General features: G+C 72.1%; 20 protein-coding genes and 2 pseudogenes. 9 read left to right on the forward strand and 13 right to left on the reverse strand.

Features of this window, described 5'->3' with window-relative positions; genetic code table 11:
* Window positions 1–6: 6 nt before the first annotated feature.
* The 6 genes and pseudogenes from SD460_RS26865 to SD460_RS26890 form a co-directional block, all read right to left on the reverse strand.
* A complete protein-coding gene (locus SD460_RS26865; RefSeq protein WP_438860613.1) occupies window positions 7–1,026 on the reverse strand; it encodes an ABC transporter substrate-binding protein in 1,020 nt (339 codons plus the stop codon).
* A gap of 38 nt (window positions 1,027–1,064) precedes the next feature.
* Window positions 1,065–2,108 carry a LacI family DNA-binding transcriptional regulator gene (locus SD460_RS26870; RefSeq protein ID WP_290056432.1) on the reverse strand — a complete coding sequence of 348 codons (1,044 nt, stop codon included), beginning with the start codon at window positions 2,106–2,108 and terminating at the stop codon, window positions 1,065–1,067.
* Between the two features lie 234 nt (window positions 2,109–2,342).
* Window positions 2,343–3,236, reverse strand: a complete 894-nt coding sequence (locus tag SD460_RS26875; protein WP_438860614.1) for an endonuclease/exonuclease/phosphatase family protein — start codon at window positions 3,234–3,236, stop codon at window positions 2,343–2,345.
* Window positions 3,237–3,445: 209 nt separating this feature from the next.
* Window positions 3,446–4,372 (reverse strand): D-alanyl-D-alanine carboxypeptidase family protein, encoded by a 927-nt coding sequence (locus tag SD460_RS26880; protein WP_318306897.1) that lies wholly within the window; start codon window positions 4,370–4,372, stop codon window positions 3,446–3,448.
* A gap of 198 nt (window positions 4,373–4,570) precedes the next feature.
* Window positions 4,571–5,407: pseudogene (locus SD460_RS26885) on the reverse strand (glycoside hydrolase family 16 protein); the annotation flags it as partial.
* Window positions 5,408–5,602: 195 nt separating this feature from the next.
* Complete coding sequence (locus tag SD460_RS26890) at window positions 5,603–5,848, reverse strand: hypothetical protein (RefSeq protein ID WP_290056429.1); 246 nt, start codon at window positions 5,846–5,848, stop codon at window positions 5,603–5,605.
* Between the two features lie 233 nt (window positions 5,849–6,081).
* On the opposite strand from SD460_RS26890, the gene SD460_RS26895 reads away from it, so the two are divergent.
* On the forward strand, window positions 6,082–8,121 hold the full coding sequence (locus SD460_RS26895) for a phosphocholine-specific phospholipase C (RefSeq protein ID WP_290056428.1): 2,040 nt from the start codon (window positions 6,082–6,084) through the stop codon (window positions 8,119–8,121).
* Between the two features lie 197 nt (window positions 8,122–8,318).
* The gene (locus SD460_RS26900; protein ID WP_318307214.1) at window positions 8,319–9,698 is read left to right on the forward strand and encodes a cellulose binding domain-containing protein; all 1,380 of its coding nucleotides are present in this window, start codon (window positions 8,319–8,321) and stop codon (window positions 9,696–9,698) included.
* An 11-nt stretch (window positions 9,699–9,709) separates the two neighbouring features.
* Here SD460_RS26900 and SD460_RS26905 read toward each other — a convergent pair whose 3' ends face one another.
* Both SD460_RS26905 and SD460_RS26910 read right to left on the reverse strand, forming a co-directional pair.
* Complete coding sequence (locus tag SD460_RS26905) at window positions 9,710–9,835, reverse strand: hypothetical protein (RefSeq protein WP_318306898.1); 126 nt, start codon at window positions 9,833–9,835, stop codon at window positions 9,710–9,712.
* Between the two features lie 217 nt (window positions 9,836–10,052).
* A complete protein-coding gene (locus tag SD460_RS26910; protein ID WP_290056426.1) occupies window positions 10,053–10,847 on the reverse strand; it encodes an SDR family NAD(P)-dependent oxidoreductase in 795 nt (264 codons plus the stop codon).
* Window positions 10,848–11,061: 214 nt separating this feature from the next.
* Between SD460_RS26910 and SD460_RS26915 the strand changes: the two genes are divergently transcribed.
* Together SD460_RS26915 and SD460_RS26920 are read left to right on the forward strand one after the other, a co-directional pair.
* The gene (locus SD460_RS26915) at window positions 11,062–11,679 is read left to right on the forward strand and encodes a LysE family transporter (protein ID WP_290056425.1); all 618 of its coding nucleotides are present in this window, start codon (window positions 11,062–11,064) and stop codon (window positions 11,677–11,679) included.
* A gap of 108 nt (window positions 11,680–11,787) precedes the next feature.
* On the forward strand, window positions 11,788–12,492 hold the full coding sequence (locus tag SD460_RS26920) for a DUF6008 family protein (protein WP_290056424.1): 705 nt from the start codon (window positions 11,788–11,790) through the stop codon (window positions 12,490–12,492).
* On the opposite strand, the gene SD460_RS26925 is transcribed toward SD460_RS26920, so the two are convergent.
* The 3 genes from SD460_RS26925 to SD460_RS26935 form a co-directional block, all read right to left on the reverse strand.
* Window positions 12,473–16,567, reverse strand: coding sequence for a beta-galactosidase (locus SD460_RS26925; RefSeq protein ID WP_290056423.1), 4,095 nt, complete (start codon window positions 16,565–16,567; stop codon window positions 12,473–12,475). The two genes, SD460_RS26920 and SD460_RS26925, sit on opposite strands and share 20 nt — an antisense overlap.
* Window positions 16,568–17,200: 633 nt before the next feature.
* Window positions 17,201–18,244, reverse strand: coding sequence for a LacI family DNA-binding transcriptional regulator (locus SD460_RS26930; protein ID WP_290061360.1), 1,044 nt, complete (start codon window positions 18,242–18,244; stop codon window positions 17,201–17,203).
* A gap of 83 nt (window positions 18,245–18,327) precedes the next feature.
* Window positions 18,328–19,179: a serine hydrolase gene (locus tag SD460_RS26935; RefSeq protein WP_290061352.1), complete on the reverse strand. Its 852-nt coding sequence runs from the start codon at window positions 19,177–19,179 to the stop codon at window positions 18,328–18,330.
* Window positions 19,180–19,284: 105 nt separating this feature from the next.
* Between SD460_RS26935 and SD460_RS26940 the strand changes: the two genes are divergently transcribed.
* From SD460_RS26940 to SD460_RS46910, 4 genes and pseudogenes are all read left to right on the forward strand, one after another.
* The gene (locus SD460_RS26940; RefSeq protein WP_290061350.1) at window positions 19,285–19,854 is read left to right on the forward strand and encodes an RNA polymerase sigma factor; all 570 of its coding nucleotides are present in this window, start codon (window positions 19,285–19,287) and stop codon (window positions 19,852–19,854) included.
* Complete coding sequence (locus SD460_RS26945; protein WP_290061349.1) at window positions 19,851–20,918, forward strand: CU044_5270 family protein; 1,068 nt, start codon at window positions 19,851–19,853, stop codon at window positions 20,916–20,918. The genes SD460_RS26940 and SD460_RS26945 overlap by 4 nt, the downstream gene beginning before the upstream one ends.
* Before the next feature lie 10 nt (window positions 20,919–20,928).
* Window positions 20,929–21,255 (forward strand): annotated as a pseudogene (locus SD460_RS46905) (TSUP family transporter); the annotation flags it as partial.
* Window positions 21,256–21,684: 429 nt separating this feature from the next.
* On the forward strand, window positions 21,685–22,203 hold the full coding sequence (locus SD460_RS46910) for a TSUP family transporter (RefSeq protein WP_369077415.1): 519 nt from the start codon (window positions 21,685–21,687) through the stop codon (window positions 22,201–22,203).
* On the opposite strand, the gene SD460_RS26955 is transcribed toward SD460_RS46910, so the two are convergent.
* Complete coding sequence (locus SD460_RS26955; protein ID WP_318306899.1) at window positions 22,200–22,856, reverse strand: helix-turn-helix transcriptional regulator; 657 nt, start codon at window positions 22,854–22,856, stop codon at window positions 22,200–22,202. The two genes, SD460_RS46910 and SD460_RS26955, sit on opposite strands and share 4 nt — an antisense overlap.
* Before the next feature lie 88 nt (window positions 22,857–22,944).
* Between SD460_RS26955 and folE the strand changes: the two genes are divergently transcribed.
* Entirely contained in the window at window positions 22,945–23,553 is a 609-nt protein-coding gene (gene folE, locus SD460_RS26960) for a GTP cyclohydrolase I FolE (RefSeq protein ID WP_290061347.1), read from the forward strand.
* A gap of 6 nt (window positions 23,554–23,559) precedes the next feature.
* Here folE and SD460_RS26965 read toward each other — a convergent pair whose 3' ends face one another.
* Window positions 23,560–23,997: a hypothetical protein gene (locus tag SD460_RS26965; protein ID WP_290061345.1), complete on the reverse strand. Its 438-nt coding sequence runs from the start codon at window positions 23,995–23,997 to the stop codon at window positions 23,560–23,562.
* Between the last annotated feature and the right edge of the window lie 73 nt (window positions 23,998–24,070).

Here is a 24,070-nt window from a genome sequence, read left to right on the forward strand (position 1 = left end):
AACCCCTCAGTACTGCCGCTGCGGCAGGGCGGCCTTGGCCGATGCCTGGTCGAACTCGGTTTCCTGGGTCTCGATGCGGGCGGGCACCTGCTCGCCGGCGGAGACCTTCTTCACCAGGTCCATCAGCTGCGGGCCGAGCAGCGGGTTGCACTCGACGACGTGGTTGATCTTGCCGTCGGCCAGTGCCTGCAGCGCGTCCTTGACGCCGTCGACCGAGACGATCTTGATGTCCTTGCCCGGGACCTTGCCCGCGGCTTCGATCGCCTCGATGGCGCCGAGCGCCATGTCGTCGTTGTGCGCGTAGAGGACGTCGATCTTGGGCTGGGACTTCAGGAAGGCCTCCATGACCTCCTTGCCCTTGGCGCGGGTGAATTCACCGGTCTGCGACGCGACGATCTTGTACTTCGGGTCCGCCGCGATGACGTCCGCGAAGCCCTTCTTGCGGTCGTTGGCCGGGGCGGACCCCGTGGTGCCCTGCAGTTCGACGATGTTGACCTGGCCGGTGGCGCTGCCGAACTCCTTGGTCAGCCACTGCCCGGCCTTCTTGCCCTCGGCGATGAAGTCGGAGCCGAGGAAGGTCTTGTAGAGCGACTTGTCCGGCGAGTCGATCGCGCGGTCGGTCAGGATGACCGGGATGTTGGCGTTCTTCGCTTCCTTGAGCACGGTGTCCCAGCCGGACTCGACGACCGGCGAGAAGGCGATGACCTTGACCTTCTGCTGGATGTAGGAGCGGATCGCGGAGATCTGGTTCTCCTGCTTCTGCTGGGCGTCGGAGAACTTCAGCTCGATGCCCGCGGTCTTGGCCGACTCCTGGATCGACTTCGTGTTCGCCGTCCGCCAGCCGCTCTCGGCGCCCACCTGGGCGAAGCCGAGCGTGATCGCCCCGCCGGAGCCACCGGAAGAGCCACCACTCCCGCAGGCGGTGAGCAGCACGAGTCCGGCCGCCGCGGCCGCCGCGGCGGCCCATCGCTTCTTCAGCACGTTCACTCCTCGATCGACGGTGATCAAATCTGTTAGCGTTAACATTCGGAGCTGGTCTTCAGGTGCCGGGCGCGTTCGCCGTGCTAACGCGGCCCGGTGCTCTCGCGGACGATCAGCTCGGGCACGACGAGGGCGCGCGCGTGCCGGTCGCCCCCGTCCATCCGCTGGGTGAGCAGGCCGAACGTGCGCCGGCCGACTTCGATGAAGTCCTGGCGCACCGTGGTGAGCGGCGGCGTGAAGTACGCCGCCTCGGGCACGTCGTCGAAGCCCGCGACGCGCACGTCGCGCGGCACCGAGATGCCCGCCTCGGCGAACGCGCGCAGCAGGCCGAGTGCCATCTGGTCGTTGCCCGCGAAGACGGCGTCCAGCTTCGGTTCCGCGGCGAGGGATCGCCCCGCCTCGTAGCCCGACCGCGAACTCCAGTCGCCGCGGATCACCCGCGGGGCCGCGACCCCGTGGCGTTCCAGGGTTTCGCGCCAGCCGAGCTCGCGGTCGCGGGCCTCCAGCCAGTCCTCGGGCCCGGCGACGTGCCAGACCGTGCGGTGGCCGAGGGCGAGCAGGTGCTCGGTGGCGCGGCGGGCGCCGTCGCGCTGGTCGACGGAGATGACCGGCACGGGCGCGGTCTCCCCGCCGCCGACGGCGACGACCGGGAAGTCCGCGGGCGCGGCTTCCAGTGCACGGCCCGCACTGACGTGCGGGGCGATGACGATGATGCCTTCGACCGCCTGGCGGCGGAGGTTTTCCACCGCGTCCGCGATCGACGACCGGCCCGGCCGGCTGACGCTGGAGATCGTGATCGCGTACCCGGCTTCGCGGGCGGCGTTCTCGATGCCGTACAGCGTGCTGGCCGGACCGTACAGATTGGACTCGAGCGCGACGACGCCGAGCGTGCCGGTCCGCCCGGTGACCAGCGCGCGGGCCGCGGAGTTGGGCCGGTAGCCCAGTTCCTCGATCGCCGCGAGCACCCGGGCCCGCGTCTCGGGGCGCACCGGGCCGGTCCCGTTGATCACCCGCGACACGGTCATGTGCGAGACCCCGGCGACGCCCGCGACGTCGGTCAGGCTCGGCTGCCGCGTCCCGGCCGCGGTCACCCGCACGGCTCCGCCGGAGCGGGGTCGTTCGGCCACCGGCGTCCCCTTCCCGTCCGCGCCGACTGGATCTGCGTCACCCGTTCCGGTGACGGCGAGGAGTAGTGTTAGCGATAACACCCTCGCGGTCAACCCTGGGTCGCGTAACGGTGTGGTCACGTGCGCCGGACTGGGCGCCGCCGCCGCTTCCGGGCTCCAGCCTGCGAAAAGCTCCGTTCGTGATTCACCAGCAGTGCGGTGACCACGGTGTTCAGGCGCATGTTCGCGCTACCGTCAGAGCGCGATCGTGGCCGCCACGGGCAGGTGGTCGCTCCCGGTCGCGGGCAGCGTCCAGGCCGCGACCGGCCGCACCCCGCCGACGAAGATCTGGTCGATCCGCGCCAGCGGCAGCGACGCGGGCCAGCTGAACCCGAACCCGTCCCCGGCTTCGTCCTGCGCGGTTTCGAGGCGAGCGGTGATCGGGGCCAGCGCACGGTCGTCGGCGGTCCCGTTGAAGTCGCCGACGAGCACGGTCCGGTCCGCGGATTCCGCGGCGACGGCGGCGGCGAGCCGTTCGATCGCGACGTCGCGGCCGCCGGCGGTGAACCCCGCGTCGAGCCGCACCCGCACCGACGGCAGGTGCGCGACGAAGACCGCGACCGGCCCCTTGGGAGTGTCCACAGTGGTCCGGAGAGCGCGGGTCCACGGCATGATCTCGACCGGCTGGGTGTCCCGGAGCGGGAAGCTGCTCCAGACGCCGACGGTGCCCTGCACGCTGTGGTGCGGGTAGCGGGCGGCGAGGGCGGCTTCGTACTTGGGGATTTCGGACCGTTTCAGCTCCTCGAGCGCGATCACCTGAGCTCCTGAGGCGGCAAGTGCTCGAGCGGTGCCGGCGGGATCGGGGTTTTCGTCGTTGACGTTGTGCGAGACGACGGTGAGGTCGCCGCCGGTGCCGCGGTGGTCGAAGAGCTTGCCGCCGAAGGAGGTGCCCCAGACGAGGGCGGGGAGGAGGAGCGCGACGAGGGCGGTGGCCGAGCGCCGGAGGACGGCGGCGGCGAGCAGGAGGAGGACGAGGGCGCCGGTCCACGGGAGGAAGGTTTCCAGGAGGCTGCCGGCGTTGCCCAGCCAGTTGGGGACCAGGCGGTGCGCGAGGAGGAGCAGGGCGGTGAGTACGGCCAAGGCGGCGATGATGCGGCCGCGGCGCCAGCTCCCGGCCCAGCGACGCGGAGTGGGTGCGGAGCCCGGGCGCCCGCCACTCGCCCCTCGCGGCTGGGTGAGTTCGACCCCGGCATGCCCGCCGCCCTGCCCGATCGGCTGCGTGAATGCCCCCGGCTGCCCGCCGCCCCACCCCAACGGCTGCGTCGCCGCGCTTTGGTTGCCCGGCGGGACCGTTGCCGTCATCGGGTGGCCGCCGTCGGGAGTTCGTGCTGGATGGCCGCGATCAGGCGGCGGCTGTTCTCCAGGGCCGCGTTCAGGCCCGCCGCCGGGCTTCCGCCCGGGTTCTGGTGGAGGACCACGCCCAGGATCAGCGCGCCGCCCGGGGTCTGGGCCGCCCACATCAGGGCGCCGCCCGCCGCCGTGGACGAGCCCGTCTTCAGGCCGATCACGCCGTCGTGGCCGAGGAGGGTGTTCGTGTTGACCACCGGGCCCGGGACGCCGTCGACGCGCAGGCTCGGCGTGGCCACGATCGCGCGCAGCACCGGGATCTTCATCGCTTCGCGCGCCAGGCGCAGCTGGTCGGCGGCGGTGCTCGTCGTCGAATCCTCGACGCCGCTCGCACCCGTGTACGTCGTGCTCGTCATGCCGAGCGCCGCGGCCTCGCGGTTCATCTTCGCGACGAACGCCTCCTGGCTCCCCGCGTCCCACCGGGCGAGCAGCCGGGCGACGTTGTTCCCGGACGGCACCAGCATCAGCGCCAGCAGGTCCCGCTCGCTGATCCGCCGCCCGGCGCGGACCGGGGCGGTCGACTCCTCGGCGGACGTCGATTCGGCCTCCGCCTGCTCGTCGACGGTGATCTGCGGGCCCGGCTCGCCCGCGTCGAGCGGGTGGTCCTTCAGCACCACGTAGGCGGTCATCACCTTCGTGACGCTCGCGATCGGCACCGGCGCCCGCTCCCCGCGGCTGCCGAGCGAGCCCAGCCCGAGCACCTCGGCACTCGACTGCCCTTCCGACGGCCACGGCAGCGTCAGGTCGATCGAGGGCCGGGCGGCGCTCGCCCGGCCGGCGAGTTCCGGCGGGAAGAGCACCCAGCAGCTCACGGCGACGACGACGGCCACCGCCGCGGTGATCCCGCCGGCGACGGGTGGGATGCGGGTACGGGCCATGGTCTTCCTCCGGGTGCCGGGGTGCGCTTCCACGAGCGCACTCCGGTCACTCTGTCCGGGGAAGATCGCCGGTCCGTCGGGGTTGTTCGACAGGTCTGAACCAGAACTGTCACAAGCCGGTACCAAAAAGACGCGGGACCGGACCGCTCCCCGCCGCGCACGGGGAGCGAGCCGGTCCCGCCGATCGGGGGCCGCTCAGCTCACGTGGACGTAGTCGACCACCAGCTGCTGCGGGAACTGCGTGCTGCCGTCGGGGTCGCCCGGCCAGTAGCCGCCGACCGCGAGGTTGAGGATCACGAAGAACGGGTGGTTGAACGCCCACGCGTTGCCGCCGACGTCGGCCGGCGTGCGGGTCTGGTAGGCGTTGCCGTCGACCGACCACACGATCTTGTCGGTCGACCAGTCCACGGCGTAGGTGTGGAAGTCGTCGGAGAAGTTCGGCCCGTTGTAGGCCGCTCCGATGCCGCCCGAACCCGAGTAGCCGGGGCCGTGGATGGTGCCGTGCACGGTGTTCGGCTCGAACCCGACGTTCTCCATCACGTCGATCTCGCCGCAGTTGGGCCAGCCGGCGCTGCCGATGTCGGTGCCGAGCATCCAGAACGCGGGCCACATGCCCTGCCCGCGCGGCAGTTTCATCCGGGCTTCGACGTGCCCGGACGACGTGGAGAACTTGCCGGAGGTGTTCAGCCGCGCCGAGGTGTACTCGCACGCGCCGTACCAGCAGTTGTTGCCGCTGTTCTCCTTCTTGGCGGTGATCACGAGGTGGCCCTGGCCGTCGAGGGCCGCGTTCGAGGTCCCGTCGGTGTACCACTGCCGTTCGTGGTTGTTGACGTTGTCGCCGGTCTCGTGGGTCCACTTCGAGCCGTCGACCCCGCTGCCGGCGGGGCCGTCGAAGTCGTCGGTGAAGCTCGCGAGAACCGAAGCGGCCTGGCTCGGCGGGGCGGCCACCACGGCGCCGAGCGCGAGCAGGGCGGCGGGGACGGCCAGCAACCGGGCCGTCCGGCGCCACCGGGTGGGGATCCTGGTCGACGTCATTGTCGCCTCTTCTTCTTCCGCGGGCGACGGCTGGCGGCTCACCGTCACCCTATTTGTTGTGGATCACAACAAAGTATGAACGGCGAAGTGGCGAAGAACAAGGCTAACCGGTCGGACATTTTCCGACGAGTACCCGATGGTCCGGACCACCGGGTACTTTCGGGCAACAGTGCCGGCAGCAACACAGCGTCGACGTCAGCGCAGGATGCAGTCGAGCCCGAGACCGAGCCCGGTCAGGACGTACTGGCAGATGTGTGACGCGTGGGCCGCGTCGGTGTCGGTGCACGCCACCGGCACGCCGAGCAGGTCGACCGAGCAGTAGGCGTAGAACTGGTTGGCATTGCCGGGCACCGGGTCGGCCGACGCCGGGGCCGCCGCGGCGACCACCCCGGACACCGCGAGCGCACCGGCTGCCGCCAGGGAAGCGATTCGGGTCTTCATCGTGCTCTCCTTCCGCTTTTCCCCTGCACGTCAGGGGTTTGTGCTGATCAAGATTCCCCGCCGGGCTCCCGTTCAGCTCCCGGTCACCGGAAAGTGTCACGCGGGCGGACCGCGGATCGAACTTGTGATGAACACCAGATTGCGCGATTACGTCCGAACGTCGGTAGTTTCGAACACCTTCGATCACCTACGCTGGGCCCGCTGCCCGCCGAGGTCCCCTGGAGGCTCCCGTGATGGCCGACCCGCACAAGCTCACCCGACGCGGTTTCCTCGGTGGCGTCGCCGCCGCCGGCGCCCTCGGCGCCCTGCCGCCCGGTATGGCCGAGGCGCTCGCCGAGCCCCGCGCCACCGGCAGCCTCGCCGACGTCGAGCACGTCGTGGTCCTCATGCAGGAGAACCGTTCCTTCGACCACTACTACGGCACGATGCGCGGGGTCCGCGGCTACGGCGACCGCTCGGTGATCGTCCAGCCGAACGGCCAGGACGTCTTCCACCAGCCCGATTCCGGGCGCGGGGACGGGAAGTACCTGCTCCCGTTCCGGGTGGACACCACCAAAGTGGACGGTCAGGACCTCGGCGACCTCGGCCACGGCTGGTCCGACCAGCACCAGGCGATCGCCGGCGGCGCGAACAACGCGTGGGTCCCCGCCAAGGGCGAGATGACCATGGGCTACTTCGACCAGGGCGACATCCCGTTCCACCGCGCGCTCGCCGACGCGTTCACGGTGTGCGACCACTACTTCTGCTCGGTGCAGGGCCCGACCACGCCGAACCGGCTCTACCTGTTCACCGGCACGATCGACGCCGCCGGCCAGGCGGGCGGCCCGGCGAACTACAACCCGGCCGACTACAAGCCGGTCTTCCGCTGGACGACCTACCCGGAACGCCTGCAGCAGCAAGGGGTTTCGTGGAAGGTCTACGCCAACAAGGAGGTCGGCGACGCGGGCGGCTCGTTCGTCGGCGACTACGGTGACAACCCGCTGTGGCTCTTCCAGGCCTACCACCAGGACTACACGAGCGAACTGTCCCGGCGAGCCAGCGTCTTCAAGTCCTGGGGCCCGGATTCGGGCCAGGGCAAGAACGTCGACCACGTCCTCGCCGAGTTCAAAGCGGACTGCGCGAGCGGCTCGCTGCCGAAGGTGTCCTGGATCGTCGCGCCCTACGGCTACTGCGAGCACCCCGAAGCCCGGCCCGTCGACGGCGCCGCCTACACCCAGACCGTGCTCAACGCGTTGTGGGCCAACCCGAAGCTGTGGGAGTCCACAGTGGTCCTGATCAACTACGACGAGAACGACGGCTTCTTCGACCACGTCGCCCCGCCGATCGCGCCGTCCGGCACCACCGGCGAGTACATCGGCGGCCAGCCGATCGGCCTCGGCGCCCGCGTGCCGATGACGGTGATCTCGCCGTGGAGCCGCGGCGGGTGGGTCAGCTCCGAGGTCACCGACCACACGTCCGTGCTCCGGTTCCTGGAACGCTGGACCGGCGTGGCCGAGCCGAACATCAGCGCGTGGCGCCGCGCGATCTGCGGTGACCTCATGACCTGCTTCGACTTCGGCACGCCGGCCACGCAGATCCCGCTGCTGCCGGACACCGCCGCGCTGCGCAAGCAGGCCGACGACACGCAGAAGAAGCTGCCGAAGCCCGCCCCGCCCGCGGCCGGCAAGCAGCAGAACCCGGTGCAGGAAACGGGAACCCGGCCCGCCCGCGCGCTCCCCTACCGGCCGCTGGTCACGACGTCGCTGAGCGCCGACCGCAAGATCCTCACCACGACGTTCGCCAACCAGGGCACCGCGGCCGTGCAGCTGACGGCGTACCGCAACGACGGGCAGACCGACGGCCCGTGGCCCTACGACGTCGCACCCGGGGCGCAGGTCAGCGACACCTGGCGGGTCCAGCTCTACGGCGGCGGCAAGTACGGCGTGGCGGTGCACGGGCCCAACCGGTTCCGCTGGGTGCTGGCCGGGGACGCGAACAGCGCCGGCGCGGGCGTCGACGTCCTCGGGAGCTACACCGCCGAGAACAAGCTGCGGCTGACCATGCGCAACGGCGGCACGACGGCGGTCAAGCTCACGATCACCGCGAACCACTACCGCACCGACGGGCCGTGGACCTACGCCCTGGCCGCCGGGCAGACCGTGACCGACGACTGGAACCCGGTCGCCTACGGGTCCGGCTGGTACGACCTGTCGGCCACCCTCGACGCCGACCCGAAGTTCCTGCGCCGGTTCAGCGGGCACCTCGAGACCGGAGCACCGAGCATCACCGGCTAATCGTTCACATCCATGACTGCCGTTCAGTCCATTGACGGACGTCGCCGGGGTCGCCTATAAAGGGAACGTCCGGGTGTACGCCGCAACACCTCCGCTGTCCCCTTTTCCGGAGGCCATTGGTGTCCCCACGAAGTGCCGTTTTCCTCGGTACCGCCACCGTTTCCGCCGCCGCGGTCGCCCTCGCCCTCACCGGCGGGATGACCGCGGCGGCGGCGTCGGCGAACCTCTCCGCCACCTTCGCGCAGTCGTCGGTCTGGACCGGCGGCTACGGCGGCGGCTACACGATCGCCAACCGCGGCGACGCGCCCGCCACCGGCTGGACGGTCGAGTTCGACCTGCCCGCCGGCTCCGCGGTGACCAGCTCGTGGAGCTCGGTGAAGACGCAGGCCGGGCCGCACTACAAGTTCACCAACGCCGGGTTCAACGGCACGGTCGCCCCCGGCGCCACCGCGAGTTTCGGCTTCACCGTCTCGGGCGCCGGGCAGCCCGCCGGGTGCACGATCAACGGCGCCGCGTGCACCGGCGGCGGTCAGGTCACGACCACCCCGACGACGCCCACGACCACGCCACCGCCGACCACGACCACCACGCCCCCGCCGAGCGGTGACACCGTGAACGTCTCGACGGCCGCCCAGCTGCAGGCCGCGCTGGCGAACGCGGCGCCGGGCCAGGCGATCAAGCTGGCGGCCGGCACCTACCGCGGCTCGTTCGTCACGACGAAGCCCGGCACGGCGGCGAAACCGATCACCCTTTCGGGGCCGTCGACCGCCGTCCTGATCAACGACGGCCCGTCCGGGGACGCCCCCGACTGCCCGGCGCCCACCGCGGGCTGGGACTCGGGCTACGGCCTGTGGCTGTCCGGCGCGCCGTACTGGACCCTGACCGGCTTCACAGTCCAGGAGTCCAAGAAGGGCATCGTCGTCGACAACTCCCCGCACACCACCATCGACGGCGTGAACGTCAACCACGTCGACGAAGAGGCGATCCACTTCCGCCGGTCGTCGGCCGACAGCGTGCTCAAGAACTCCACGATCACCTACACCGGGCTCGTCCAGCCCGGCTACGGCGAGGGCGTCTACCTCGGCTCGGCCAACTCGAACTGGGGCTGCCACGGCAATTCCGGCGGCGTCGACCGCGGCGACCGGATCCAGGTGCTGGGCAACCACATCGGCCCGTTCATCGCGGCGGAGCCCATCGACGTCAAGGAAGGCACCTTCGACGGGCTGATCCGCGGCAACACCTTCGACGGGCGCGGGATCAGCGGCGAGAACTCGGCCGACTCCTGGATCGACGTCAAGGGCATCGGCTACACGATCGAGGACAACACCGGCACGTTCTCCTCGCCCGGCACGTTCGCCAACGGCTACGAGAACCACAACACCAGCACGAGCCCGTCCTTCGACAACGGCTGCGGGAACGTCTGGCGGAACAACAAGTCCGACCTCGGCGGAGTGGGCGCCTACGCGATCAAGATCAGCTCGGTGTCGAAGTGCGCGGCCAACCCGAACGTGGTGTACGCCTCGAACACCGTGACGAACGCCAAGTCGGGCCTGACGAACATCCCGGTCACGCCGTAGTCCTCCCCCGGCTACAGGTGCATGGCCAGCCAGAGGGCCACCCACGCGGCGGCGGCGGTCAGGGCGCCCGCCGCCGCCGCGAGGAGCACCCGCTGCAGGCCGCGGGCGGGTTTCGCCGGTGTCTCGATGTGGTCCATGAAGTCGATCATGAACCACGTACGCCGATCACGACAGCCGGCGCGCCCATCCGGGCGACCCCTGCGCGGGGTACCCCGGGCGACGCACGTCACCCCGCGAACTGGAACTCCCGCCCGGCCGGCTCGTTGTACTTGGTGGCGGCGCGGGTGAGACCCCCGCCCCGAAATCCCCCGTTCCCTCCCGGGGTTCCCCCGTGCTCCTGGGCGGGAACGGGCCTCACGGCACGATCGCGTCGACGTACCCGCCGTCGACGCGCACGGCGGCACCGGTCGTGGCCGAGGCGAACGGGGAACTCAAGTACACCACCAGGTGCGCGATCTCCTCGGGCTCGATCAGCCGCTGCAGCAACGACTGCGGCCGGTAGCGCTTCATGAATTCGCGCTGCGCCTCGTCCCACGGCAGGTCGTCGCCGACCAGCTCGTGCACGAAGTCTTCGACGCCGCCGGTGTGCGTCGGCCCGGCGATCACCGCGTTGACCGTCACGCCGGTGCCCGCCGCGTGCTTGGCGAACCCGCGGGAGACGCCGAGCAACGCCGTCTTCGACACTCCATAGTGGATCATCTCGGCCGGGATCACGATCGCGGAGTCGCTGGCGATGTACTGGATCCGGCCCCAGCCGCGGCCGGTCATCCCGGGCAGGTAGGCGCGGGTGAGCCGCACCGCGGCCAGGACGTTGACCTCGAAGTAGCGGCGCCAGTCGGCGTCGGTGATGTCGAGGGGTTCCTGGGCACCGAAGATGCCGAGGTTGTTGACCAGGATGTCGGCGTCCGGCACCTCCTCGACGACCTGCGCGGCGCCCGCCTCGTCCGAGACGTCGCCCGGCGCCGGGAGGAAGGCCGCGTCCGGCAGGTCCTCCCGCAGCCGCGCGATGGCCTTGTGGACGCCCGTCTCACTCCGGCCGTTGATCGCGACGCGGGCGCCCGCGGCCGCGAGCCCCGCCGCGATCGCCGAGCCGATGCCCTGCGTGGACCCGGTCACCAGTGCCGTTTTCCCGCTCAGGTCGACCCGCATCGTGAAAGCCCTTTCTCCACTCCGGCGTCCCGCTCCCGGCCGATTCAAGCACAGCCGCCCGGCGCGCACCGGCTGGAAAACCGGTTGCCCGGCCCGGCCCGCGGCTACACCATCGGCGCATGACTTCCTGCCGCCCGCCGCTCCTGCCGACCGCCGCGACCACCGCGACGGCGCGGCAGCAGCGCCGTCCCCGCACGTCGAGCTCACCCCGGCCGTGACCGCCGCGCTGCTGGCCGGCCTGGTCGCCGGCTACGGCATCGCGATCCCGGTCGGCGCCGTGGGCAGCTACCTGGTCGCCCTGACCGCTCGCACCTCGCTCAAGACGGGGTTCGCGGCCGCCCTCGGCGTCGCCACGGCCGACGGCGTGTACGCGTTGGTGGCCGTGCTCGGCGGCGCGGCGGTCGCGGCTCTCGTCACGCCGATCGCCGGGCCGCTGCGGCTGGTCTCGGCGGGGATCCTCGTCGTGCTGGCGGTCCGCGGGGCCGTGCTGGCCCTGCGGTCGCACCGCGCCGACGGCGAACGGCCCGTGACCCCGGTGGCACCCGGGCGCGCTTATGCCAGTTTCCTCGGCATCACGCTCGTCAACCCGGCGACGGTCGTCTACTTCGCCGCGCTGGTCGTCGGCGGTCACGCCGGCACCGCGGTGCCGGCCTTCGAGCAAGCGGCGTTCGTGCTGGCCGCGTTCGCCGCCTCGGCGAGCTGGCAAGCCCTCCTGGCGGGCGGCGGCGCGTTGCTCGGGCGAGTCCTCACCGGACCGCGCGGGCGGCTGGTGACGGCGCTGGCGTCGAGTGCGGTGATCACCGCGCTCGCCGTCCGACTTGTCCTGACTTGAGCGAAACCCGTTGCCCTGTAATGGTTTGTCCGCCTCTCCGGCGCACTTCGGGAGACGTTTCCCGCGCCGCGGCGGCGTTAGGCTCGGGCTCGACGACAGGAGGCGGTCATGGACATGCCGATGACGGCGACGTCGGGCTGGGACACCGCGGGAGCCGTCCTGATAGTGCTCTGGGCACTGGCCATGGGGGCCGCGGTCGGCGTGCTGGCGTACGCGAACCGCGGACCGGTGCGGCCGTGGGTGTACCGCGGCTCGGCGGCGGTGATCGGCATCGGCGTGCTCGGGCAGCTCGGCCACGTCCAGGAGCACATCGCCCAGGCCGGTTACTGGCTCGGGCACCCGAACGCGCCGGCGTGGATGACGCCGTGGGGCACCGGGCTCGCGAACGGCCTGCAGCTGGTGCTGCCGGACCGGCCGACCTTCGGGATGGAGCTGCTGCACCTGACCGGCAACTTCATCTTCCTGGCCGGCCTCGCGGGCGTCATGGTGATCACGCGGCGGGCGCTGAAGACCCGCGCCCGCCGGTGGGCGAAGATGGGCGTGTGGATGCAGGGTCTGCACGGGCTCGAGCACCTCGTCCTCACGCTGTCGGTGGCGTTCGGTTCGCGCGCCATCGGGCTGTCGACGTTCTTCGGGCTCGTCGGCCCCGGGCCGGGCCTGACGACCTACCGCGTCTGGTGGCACTTCGCCGCGAACGTCGCGGGCTCGATCATCTTCGGGCTGGCGCTGTACCACCTGTGGCGGGAACGCCGGGAAGTGCGGGCGACGTTCTTCGTGCGCCCGCTCCCCGAACTCACCCGGCAGGCGGCGTAGCGCACGTCAGCGTCGGCACCGCCCAGTCCGCGTGGTCGTTGCCGTTGCCGTCGCCGCCGTCGGTCACCAGCAGGTCGACGACCTGCGCGCCGGTGACGTCGACGTCGATCGGCACGGCCGCCTGGCCGCCGCGGAGCACCGGCGTCGTGACGCGGGTCGTGCCGTCCACGGAGACGCTGAAGGCGACGCTGCCGCCGGTGCCGGTTTCGCCGTCGACCCCGGCCGAAGCCGTCAGCCGGGTGCACGCGCCCGCCAGGTAGAGCTGGACGTCGCTCGCCGCGTGGACGCCGAGGCCCTTCGCGTAGGACACCCCGCCGATGGTCATCGGCTTGCCGTCCCCCGCGTTCGCCTCGCCGTTGCTGGTGTCGCGCTCGACCGGGCCCCAGCCGTTCGTCGCGGTCAGGAACGGCAGCGAGCTCACCGCGACCTGGCCCGCCGGTGGCGCGGGCGGCACCGCGCCGACGATCCGTTCCCCGGTCACCGAACCCGGGCGCCCGGCCTGCCGGTACGCCACCGCGACCTTCAGTGCCGCGGTGTCCACTGTGGATGGCGGGGTCACCGTCCAGGTGAACGTCGCCGAACCGCCGCCGTCCACGCGCGCGGCCGACGGCGGCGACGCGGGACCGGCCGTCCACCCGGCGGGCACGGTCAGCGCGGGCTTGACGTCGAACGCCGCCGGCGCGCCCGCCGGGACCCGGACGGTCGCCGTCGCGGTGAAGCTCTTGCCGCCGGACGCGGTGTCCGGCGCGGTCAGCGAAACACCCGCGGTGGGCGCCGGCGGCAGCGCGTACCGCGCGGGGTCGTAGCCGGGTGAGGCGTTCGGCCGGACGGTCAGCGGCGAGCGGTGGCTGCCGTAGTTCGTCCAGGCGATCTTGCCGAGCCCGCCGGTGCTGCCGTCGAGGTTCCACACCGCGACCGCGATCGTGTTGTGCCCGTTGGGGTTCAGGACCCCGTTCGGGATCGGGAAGCTGTGCTGCGGCCCGAGGTAGTTGACGTACTGGCCGAGCTGCCAGCCGTTGACGAAGAGCAGGGCGCGGTACTGCCGACCCGGGTCGTCGGTGATCGTCAGGCCGAGCGAAGTGTCCTGGCCGCGCGGCAGATCGAGGTCGGCGGTGGTCCGGTACCACGAAACGCCGGGGGTGGGATCCGTTGCCGGCAGGGAGGCCGGGGCCCACTGCCGGTCCGGGAAGCCGGGCAGCGACCAGCCGGCGCGCTCGCCGTAGAGGCCGCCGGTGTTGAGCGGACCGCGGACCGGGTCGAGGCCGGTCTCGCCGCCGCGGACGCCCTGCAGCCGCCAGGTGACCGACGTCAGCGGCGCTCCGGTGAGCCGGGCGGCGGTGAGCCCGCGGGCGGCCTTGTTCCCGTTGGCGGCGCCGTAGTCCTCCTCGTGGCCCATGTTCACGGTCAGCACGGAGACCTCGTTCTCGCCCGTGCGCAAGGTGCCCGCCGGGAAGGTGAACGTGTGCTGGGCGTCCGTGGAGCTGCCGAGGAAGACGCCGTTGAGCCACGCCGAGAACGCGCCGGCCGGGCCGCCGCTCTGGCTCGCCAGGGTGATCCCGGTCTGCGCGCCGGAGCCGGTGAACCGGCCGCGGTACCAGGTGTTGCCGGTGTGGAAGCCGTAGTCGTCGGCGAACAGCACCGGTTTCGTGCCGAGCGCGGTCGAGCTGTTGGTGGTCTCCTTGTCGGCCACCGGCCACGCCGAGTCGTCGAAGCCCGGCTGGCTTTCCGGCGACTCCTGCTGGTGCTTCCAGCCGGTCAAGGCGGGCAGCGTCACCGGCTGGGCGGTCGGCGCGGTGCCGGTCAGGCTGCCGCTCGGCGTCGGCTTCACCGGTACCGGGGAACCGTTCCACAGCACCGACTTCGCCGGGCCGAAGACCTCGAGCGCGCCGTCGGTCCCGGTGTCGCCGGTGAGCGCGAGGGTGCCGTTCCGCGACGTCGCCGTGCGGACCAGATCGGTGCCGCGGACCAGGACCGGCCCCGCCGCGGTGTCCTGGCGCCAGAACGTCGCCGCCGTCGCCTTGTCGGCGAGCAGCAGGAGCAGCGGCCGCGCGCCGGGTGCGGTGACGAGCACGCGGGCCAGGCCGTCGTGGGTGTAGTTCAGCCGCAGGTCGCCGCGGGCGGCGTCCCAGGTGGACGTCGCGGCGCCGCCGAGGACCCGCACCGACGGCTGCCGCGCGAACCGCAGCACGGTCTCCCCCGGCCCGCCGTGGTCGCCGTAGAGGACGGCGACGTCCCGGGCGCCGTCGGCCGCGCTCGTCATGACTTCGGACGTCGAGTACTGCAGCCGCGCGGCCCCGAGGTCGTAGCCGGCGACGAGGATCTTCGACTGGCGGCCGTTCAGCGTGATGCCGGTGCCCGGCTGCTGCGGCACGACCGGGTAGTAGTCGCCGCTGCCTTCGAGGAGGTCGACGGCGTCCACGACGACGAACGGCCCGGTGGCCTTGGCGTTCTTCTGCCCGGTGACGGCGATCTTCAGCGTGTGCGCCCCGGCGGGCAGGTTCCGGGCCTCGTAGCCGGTGACCTGGTTCTGCTTGCTCGCGGCGTAGAGGTCCACGGTGTCCACTTGGGATCCGTCGAGGAAGACGTCGGCGATGCCGTGACTCGGGTCCTTCGAGGTCACCCAGCGGATCCCGGTGCCGGTGAAGGGGATGCTGACGCTGTCGCCGGTCACCTCCGAAAAGGACTCGGTGTGCTGGTAGTCGCCGCCGGTGTAGTTCACCTCCGGCCCGACGTGGCTCCAGGTTCCGGTGTAGCCGACCTCGGTGGCGCGGTCGTCGTAGGTGTAGCCGGCGTGCGCGGCGAGGTCGAGCGCGATGCTCGTGGTGTTCGTGGCGGTCGACGTCGAATCGGTGTGCCGCAGGGTGTGGAACTGCGTTCGGGTGTCGGGGTTGATCCGCGCGGTGTCGGTGAGCGCGGGATCGGTGAGCGGGGCGGCGGCCAGCCCGTCGGTCTTGGTCAGCGGGGCGACGGACTGGGTGAAGTAGCCGATCAGCTTGTCTTCGTTGTACTTCGGGTCGAACTGGCGGCCTTCGGTGATCGCGGCGCCGTAGTCGTAGGAGGTGTAGTTCTGCGGGATCGCGCTCCAGCCCCACGAAGTTCCGCCGTGCAGCATGTAGAAGCTCTGGCCGGTCGCGCCGACGGCGATGTTCTGCTTGTAGAAGACGTTCGCGAACTGGTCGTTGATCAGCTGCGCGCACTTCTCGTAGCCGGGCCCGCCCCACGGGTCGAAGGCCCCGCCCTGGAACTCGGCGGTGATGAGCGGTTTGCCGGGCACGTGGTCGTAGCTGATGTCGGGCACGCCGTTCCACCGCGTCGGGTTCGAGCAGTCGAAGCCCTGCGGGTAGGAGTCGGCGGCGTCGACGTCGAGCGCGGCCTCCCCGGCGTTGAAGGTGCCGTTGTTGTTGCCGACCAGCGGGACGGTGATCCCGTCGGCGCGGGCCTTGTCCTCGAGGTGCTTCATGTACGCGCGGCCGTCGGCGTTGCCGTTGTAGTACTCGTTTTCGACCTGGTAGGCGAGCACGCTGCCGGTGCCGTCGGTCAGCTGGTGACGCGCGATGATCCGGTCGATCTGCGTCTGCCACTCGTCGGAGTACTTCAGGTAGACCGGATCGGCGCTGCGGGTGTGGCCGGGGGTGGTCGACAGCCAGGTCGGGAAGCCACCGCCGTCGACTTCGGCGTTGATGTACGGCCCGGGCCGGGCGATGACGTAGAGCCCGGCCTGCTGCGCCATGTCCAGGAGCTTGTCGAGGTCCCGGATGCCGCTGAAGTCGTACACGCCCTGGCGCGGCGAGTGGTAGCCCCAGTCGAAGTAGAGGGACGTGGAGTTGAAGCCGGCGGCCTTCATCTTCTGGAAGATGTCGAGCCAGAGGTCCGGGCTGGGGAGGCGGTAGGAGTGGAACTCGCCGGACCAGAGGTAGGTCCGCTGCCCGTCGACGAGGAAGGAGTAGCCGTCGTAGGTGACGGAGTGGCCTTGTTTCGGCGGCCCCGCCGTAGCCGTCTCCGCCGGGACGGTCACCCCGGCGAGCGCGAAGACGAACGCGAGCAGTGCGGCGAACAACGTCCGGACGCGGCGCATGCGGGACCTCCTGGTACGGCGGGGGACCAGAATCGAACACGATCCTTTGCCGATCACACAGAAGCGGTCAAGATACAACACCGGGATGGATCAGTGCCGAGGTAGTGTTAGCGCTAACAGTGCTCGGGGAATGTCTTGAATGAGTCATTCACGTCGTCGGAGGCGAGGGCTCCGGCGAAGTCGCCGGCCCCGACTCGCTTCACCGGTGGCAGGCGGGGTGGCCAGTTCGAGCGAGGTCGCGAATGAGTCATTCGCGACACCGCCTTCGGCGAGCCGCGGCTCGATGCGCGGGAGGTGGCGCCGGGGGGATCGGTGGCCCGAGCGTCGTGAATGAGTCATTCAGGTCGTCGGAGGTCCTGAATGACTCATTCAAGACGTTTCAGCGGGGGCCAGAGCTCCGGCAAGGTCGCCTGCCCGGCACGCTCCACCGCCGGCAGGCGGGGTGGGCAGCTCGAGCGAGGTCGCGAATGAGTCATTGGCGGCTTTGGAGGTCCCGAATGAGTCATTCGCGACACCGCCTCCGGCAAGCCGCCGCTCGGTGCGCGGGAGTTGGCGCCCGGGGATCGGTGGCCCGAGCGTCGTGAATGACTCATTCACGTCGTCCGACGACAGGAATGAGTCATTCAAGACGGTTCAGCGGGGGCCGGTGCTCTCGCGCACGATCAGCTCGGCGGGCACCAGGTGCCGGGCGCCCGCGTCGCCGCCGGCCATGCGCTCCTCCAAGAGCCCGAACGTGCGGCGGCCGACCTCGATGAAGTCCTGGCGGACCGTCGTCAGCGGCGGTGGGAAGTACGCGGCCTCGGGTACGTCGTCGAAGCCGGCGACGTGCACGTCCTCCGGCACCCGGATCCCGGCCTCGGTGAACGCGCGCAGCAGGCCCAGCGCCATCTGGTCGTTGGCCGAGAACACCGCCTTGATCCCGCGCTTGCCGGCCAGCGTCCGGCCGGCTTCGTACCCCGAACGCGGGCTCCAGTCGCCGCGCACCAGCGCCGGGACGCGCAGGCCGCGCGCCTCCAGCGTCTCGCGCCAGCCGCGCTCGCGGTCGCGGGCCTCGAGCCAGTCCTCCGGGCCGGCGAGGTGCCAGACCGTCCGGTGCCCCAGCGCGAGCAGGTGCTCGGTGGCGCGGCGGGCGCCGTCGTACTGGTCGACCGAGATCACCGGCACCGGCGCCGACTCGCCGCCGCCGACGGCCACCACCGGGATGTCCGACGGCACCGCCGCGAGGGCGCGGCCCGCCGTCACGTGCGGGGCGATCACCACGATGCCTTCGACCGCTTGCCGGCGCAGGCTTTCCACCGCGTCGCCGATGGACGTCCGGCCGGGGCGGGTGACGCTGCAGATCGCGACGCCGTAGCCGGACTCGCGCGCCGCGTTTTCGATGCCGTACAACGTGCTCGCCGGCCCGTAGAGGTTCGACTCCAGCGCGACGACGCCGAGCGTGCCGGACCGGCCGGTGACCAGCGTCCGCGCGGCGGTGTTGGGCCGGTAGCCGAGCTTCTGCACCGCGGCCAGCACCCGCTCGCGGGTCTCCGGGCGCACCGGCCCGCTCTCGTTGACCACGCGCGAAACGGTCATGTGCGAGACCCCGGCCATGCCGGCGACGTCGGCCAGGCTCGGCTGCCGCGGCCCGGGGGACGGCGCCCTCGTCTGCTCCCCCGCCTTCGCCCGGTCCGCCACCCTGGCCCCTTCCACCTCGCGCCGTGTCCCCACGTCCGAGACGGTACCGCCGAATCGGCGCGCGCCGGGCCTCCCGCGCCGGGTCAGGACCAGCCGAGCGGACCGGAGAGCCCCCGCACGACCGCCGTGACGCGCTGGGTCGCCGTCGCCCAGCTCGTGGCCGCGGGCTGGGCGGTGAGCACGACGACGACGTACCGCGCGCCGACCAGTCCGCTGGTGTGCAGGTTCCGGCCCGGGTCGCAGCACGACCACCCCTGCTTGACGGCCCGATCCGCCCGCACCACGGCGGGGAGGCCGAAGAACTGGTCGAAGCCGTCGGCACCGCGTTCGGTGGCGTGGCCGAGTGCGCCCAGGACGACCTCGCGGGTGCTCGCGGGGGCTTCGTCGAGGAGGTAGCGGTAGCACCGCGCCACGTCGGCGGCGGTGACGAGGGTGCTCCCCCAGTGCAGCGGATCGGCGGGCGGGCGGGTCGAGGCCATGCCGGTTCGCGCGGCCCAGCGCGTGACGATCGAGGGCCCGCCAAGCTTCGTCCAGAGCCGGCTCGCGACCTCGTCGTCGCTGCGGGAAAGCATTTCGACGACCTCGTCGGCGGGCTCGCCGCGCTGGAGTGCTTCCAGCGCGATCAGCAGCTTGACCAGCGACGCCGACGTGTAGGCGGCGTCCGGGCGGTGGGAGACGACGTCCTTGCCGGTCTCGCGGTCGTGGACGAGCACGCTCAGCTTGCCGGGCACCAAAGCCGCGAGCGCGGCCCCGTCGGGCACCGGCAGCGAGGGGGCCGAAGTGGCCGTCGTGGCGACGCTCGTCGAGAGCTGCGGAGGGGCGGGCAGCGGCTGAGCGCCGGGCCCCGGTGGGCGCACGGCGGCGGCCGCCACGAGCATCGCCACCACCGCGCCGGCGCACGTCCCGGCCAGCAGCATCGCGTTTCCCCTGTGCATACCGGTTGTTGTCCGGACCGGCCGCCGGCGTTCGTCCGATGTGTCGTGCGTCTCATCCGGACGAGCGACCGGGGACGCGCGCGGCGGTCCGCGACAACCAGTAGCGTGACCAGAATCGTGGAACGGCTCGACCGGCCCGACCTCGCCGCGCGAGATCCGAAAGAGGTCTTCTCGCGGCTCTTCGACGAGTACGCCCCACCCCTGCGCGGGTACCTCGCGGGCCGGGTCGGCGTGCACGCCGCGGACGACCTCGTGGCCGAGACGTTCGTCGTCGCGCTGCGGAGGAGGGCCAGCTACGACCCGGCGCAGGCGCCGATCCGCGGCTGGCTCTACGGCATCGCCACCAACCTGCTGCGCAACCACGTGCGCCAGGAGGTGCGCGGGTTCCAGCTGAGCGCCCGTGCCGGGGCCGCCGAGCGCCCGGCCGAGAACCACGACACCGCGGTGGCCGGCCGGGTCGACGCGGCGGCCCGCCTCCGCGTGCTGGCCGGCGCCCTCGCCGCACTGTCCGAAGAGGACCGCGACGTCCTGCTGCTCACGTCGTGGGCCGGCCTCGAACCGGCCGAAGTCGCCGAGGCGCTCGGCGTGCCCGCGAGCACGGTGCGCTCGCGGCTGCACCGCGTGCGCCACCGGCTCCAAGCCCTGCTCGTCCCCACCGAGGAGAACCAGTCATGAACGAGCTCGACGAGACCCTCGAGCTGCTCCACCGCGACGCCCGCACCGCGCCGGCCGACCTCACCGCCGCCCGCGCGAAGCTGCTGTCCGAACTGGACGCGGGCACCGTCGTCCCGTTGCGGCGCAAGCGGATCCGCCGGTTCGCCGTGCCGGTCGCGGCGGCCGTCGCGGCGCTGACCGCCGTCGTCGTGCTGCGCCCGGCCGAGCCGGCGCCACCGGAAGCGTCGCCGGTGCCGACGGCGAAGGTGCCCGACCTCAAGCTGATGTCGGCGGCGCAGGTGCTGAACCGGGCCGCGGACCTCAGCGTCGGCGCGGTCGACCAGCCGGTCGGGCCCGGGCAGTTCCGCCTCGTCGCCGAACACACGTGGGTGGGGCGCGGCGTCCAGACCTCCGACGGCGGCGGCTACACCTACCTCTGGGAGCAGGAGGTCGACCGGTGGATCCCGGCGGCCGAGCGGGACGTCTGGCAGGAGACCCGCAAGATCCTGAGCACCGGGAAGTTCCTCGGCGGCTCGGTGCCGCAGGCGCAGGCCCCCGAGCCGGAGCTCACCAGCACCGACCAGGGCCAGTGGCGGGGCGCGTGCGGCGACTTCTTCCCGAAGGCCAAGCCGGCCAAGAAGTGCGGCGACCCGGGTGACTGGGACAGCCCGGCGTTCTACGCCGCGCTCCCGCACGACCCGGCCGCGCTGTACGCGAAACTGCAGGACCTGACGAAGGGCCGCGGCTCGACGCCGTCGGTGATGTTCCACTTCGGCATCGAGATCCTGCGCGCCGGGCTGATGCCGGCCGAGCTGCGCGCGCAGTGGTACCGGGCGCTGGCGAAGATCCCGGGCATGACGGTGCTGGCGGCGTCGACGAACCTCGACGGCCGTTCCGGCGTCGCGCTCGGGCTCGACGACCGCCACGAGATCCGCCAGCTGATCATCGACCCGGTCACCGGCGGCTTCATCGGCGAGCGCACGGTCGCCGGCGCGGAGCCGAACGACCCGTGGATCAAGCCGGGCACGGAGCTCGGCGCGAGCGCGATCACCACGTCCGTCGTGGGCGGTCTCGGCGAGAAGTAGCCGGCGGCTACGGTCGGACAGCGTGATAGCCGTCCTGCTCGTCGCGATCCCGGTGGGGATCTGCATCGGCATCGTGGGCATCGGCGGGGTCCTGCTACCCCCGGCGCTCACCTGGCTGGCCGGCCTGGACGTCCACGCGGCGGCGGGCACGAGCAGCTGGTGCTTCCTGTTCACGGGCATCGCCGGCACGGTCGCGTATGCCCGTGACCAGGCGATGCCCTGGCGTTTCGGCGGCTGGCTCACACTGGGCGCAGCCCCGGCGGCGGCCGTGGGGGCGGTGGTGAACGGGGAGGTCCCGGCGACGGCGCTGTGGCTGGTGCTGGCGACGCTCACCACGGGGTCGGGGGCGTTCAACCTGTGGGTACGGCCGCGCGGGACCTCCGCGGCGCGGGTGGGCGAGGTGCCTGCGGCAGACTTCGGGCGGCCTGGCTCGGGGCTGGGCTCCCCGCCCTCGGCGCCGTCGGCCGAGTCCGGGCCGCCGAGCCGAGCATCGGCGGCAGAACCCGCGCCGCCAAGCCCGCAGCCAGGTCCGACGCCACCGGCGGATCCCGAGCCGCCGCAGGCATCGGAGGCAGGACCTGGTCTGCTAACCGCAGAGCCGGGCCTGCCGCCCTCGGCGCTGTCGGCTGAGCCCGAGCCATCGGCGGCCCCGTCGGCCGAGTCCGGGCCGCCGGGTCGAGCACCATCGGCCGAGCCCAGCCCGCCGCGCAGAGCATCGGTGGCGGAACCCGGCTCACCAAGCCCGGCGCCGCTACCCCCGGCACCGGTGGCCGAGCCCAGCCCGCCGCGCAGAGCATCGGCGGCAGAACCCGGCTCACCAAGCCCAGCTCCGTCGGCCGCACCCGAGCCATCGGCGGCCGAGTCCGCATGGCCCGGCCAAGCTCCACCCCCACCGTCACCTCACGACCCCGGCCGGCGCCAGGGCCTTCCCCCCGCGGCAGCCGTCGCCGTCGGGGTCTTCGTCGGGTTCGGGTCCGCACTCACCGGGACCGGCGGACCCGTGCTCCTCGTTCCCGTCCTGCTCGCCCTCGGCGTGCCCGCGCTGACCACCGTCGCGGCCGGGCAGCTTGTGCAGCTTCCGCTCGTCGGGTTCGCCACGCTCGGCTACGCCGCGCACGGATCCGTCCACTTCGGACTCGGCAGTCTGCTCGGCGTCCTCTCCGCGGCCGGCGTGCTGGCCGGCGCGCGCTGGGCCCGCAAGCTCCCTGGCCGGCACCTGCACCGGGTCGCCTCGGGCGCGCTCGTCGGGTTCGGCGGCGTTCTCTTCGCGCTGCCCTTCCTCTAACCAGGCCCGAGGCGCACGCAGCAGAGCCCCGGCCCCGGTTCCAGCCGGGCGCGCAGGCGGCCGTCACCCACCCCGGCGAGCATGCCCTCCACCAGGCCGAGGTTCATCTCGCAGACCAGCCGCTGGTGCGTCCGGGCCAGCTGGTGGAACGGGCAGTTGCCCAGCAGCACCTGGTCGCCGTCCGCGCGTGGCTCGAAGCCGTGTTCTTCCAGCGTGCCCAGGATGTCCGGGGCGCCGGCGACGAGTTCCGCACCCCGCTCCCGGGCGCGCCGGGCCAGGATTTCGCGAGGTGAGCCGCCGGTCTCGTCGGCTTCCTCGACCGCGGTGGCGAGCAGCTGACCGGCCAGTTCGTACTGCCGCTCCGGCAGGGAGACGCTCACTTGCCGGTCGGACCTGCGGTACAGCTTCGCCGGCCGCCCGGCGCCCGGGCCGGTGCGGCCGGTGCGGCGTTCGTGGCCGACCGCCAGCAGCCGCTCGTCCACCAGGCGGTCAAGGTGGAACGCCACGGTCGCGCGAGGCACGCTGAGGGCGGCGGCGACGTCGTCGCGGCTGACCGGAGCCGGCTGGCGGACGACGTAGGCGTACAACCGGCGCCGGGTCGGCTCGTCGAGCGCCGCGACCGCGGCCAGCGCACCGGCCTGGGGTTCGTGCATCACCGCATTCTAAAACACAAAACTGTTGACGAAAAGCCGGACGGGCTTCTAACGTCGGCTCGACTTGCTTTTAGAAGGAGGCACGCCCGTGAGCGTCGAACCCGTTCCGCTGCGGCACCTCGGTGTCGTCCACGACCGCGACGACGTCGATCTGCACGCGGCGGAGCGCGCGGTCGCCGACCTGCTGCGGGCGCTCGGCAAGGACCCGACGTCGGTGCACCTGGGCGACACGCCGCGCCGGGTCGCCCACGCCTACGCGGAAATGCTGCGGCCCCGCGACTTCCAGCTGACGACGTTCCCCAACGACGAGGGCTACGACGAGCTCGTGCTGGCCAAGAGCATCCCCGTGCAGTCGCTGTGCGAGCACCACATGCTGCCCTTCCGCGGCGTCGCGCACGTCGGCTACCTGCCCGGCGACCGGATCCTCGGCCTGTCGAAGCTCGCCCGCGTCGTCGAGCTGTTCGCGCGCGACCTGCAGGTGCAGGAGCGGCTGACCAAGCAGGTCGCCGACTGGCTGCAGGAGCACCTCGCGCCGAAGGGCGTCGGCGTGGTGATCGAGGCCGAGCACCTGTGCATGTCGCTGCGCGGGGTCCGGGCGACCGGCGCGCTGACCGTCACGTCGTCGCTGCACGGCCTCCTGCGCGAGGAACCCAAGACGCGCCAGGAGTTCTTCGCGCTGACCGGGGTGAGCGGCTGACCCGGGCTAGTCCGCGCGCCGGTGCCTGCCGCCACGGGAGACACCGGCGATCGTGCGCACCCGCCGGGCCAGGTCGCCGCGGCGGGCCTTGCGCGCGTACTCGAGCAGCGCCTCCACCTGCTCCTGCGGCAGCCACCCCTGGTCCGCGCCGGCCTCCAGGCGCAGGAGGTGGGTCACCAGCTCCCGCGAGTCCTCGTCGTTCTCGCCCGCCAGCTCCGCGAACCGGCAGGCGGCCTCAGCCTCGCCGTCGCACCAAGCCGTCATCGCCAGGAGCGTCGCCGTCGCCGTCATGATGTCGCCGCGGTGGACGCCACCCTCCGCCGCCAGGTGCTCGGCCAGCTGGAAGCTGCGCGTGCCGACGCCTCCCGCCCCTTCCCGGCGCACCGCTTGCGCGAGTGCCCGGATCTGCTGCGTTACGTAGTCCCCGCTCGACAACCCCGACATGCCGTCCCCTCCACCGCGCACGCCGATCCGTGCGTCCCCCGACAGGTGTACCGCATCAGCCGCTGGATACGTC

The sequence above is a fragment of the Amycolatopsis solani genome, from assembly GCF_033441515.1.
GTDB classification, from domain to species: domain Bacteria; phylum Actinomycetota; class Actinomycetes; order Mycobacteriales; family Pseudonocardiaceae; genus Amycolatopsis; species Amycolatopsis solani.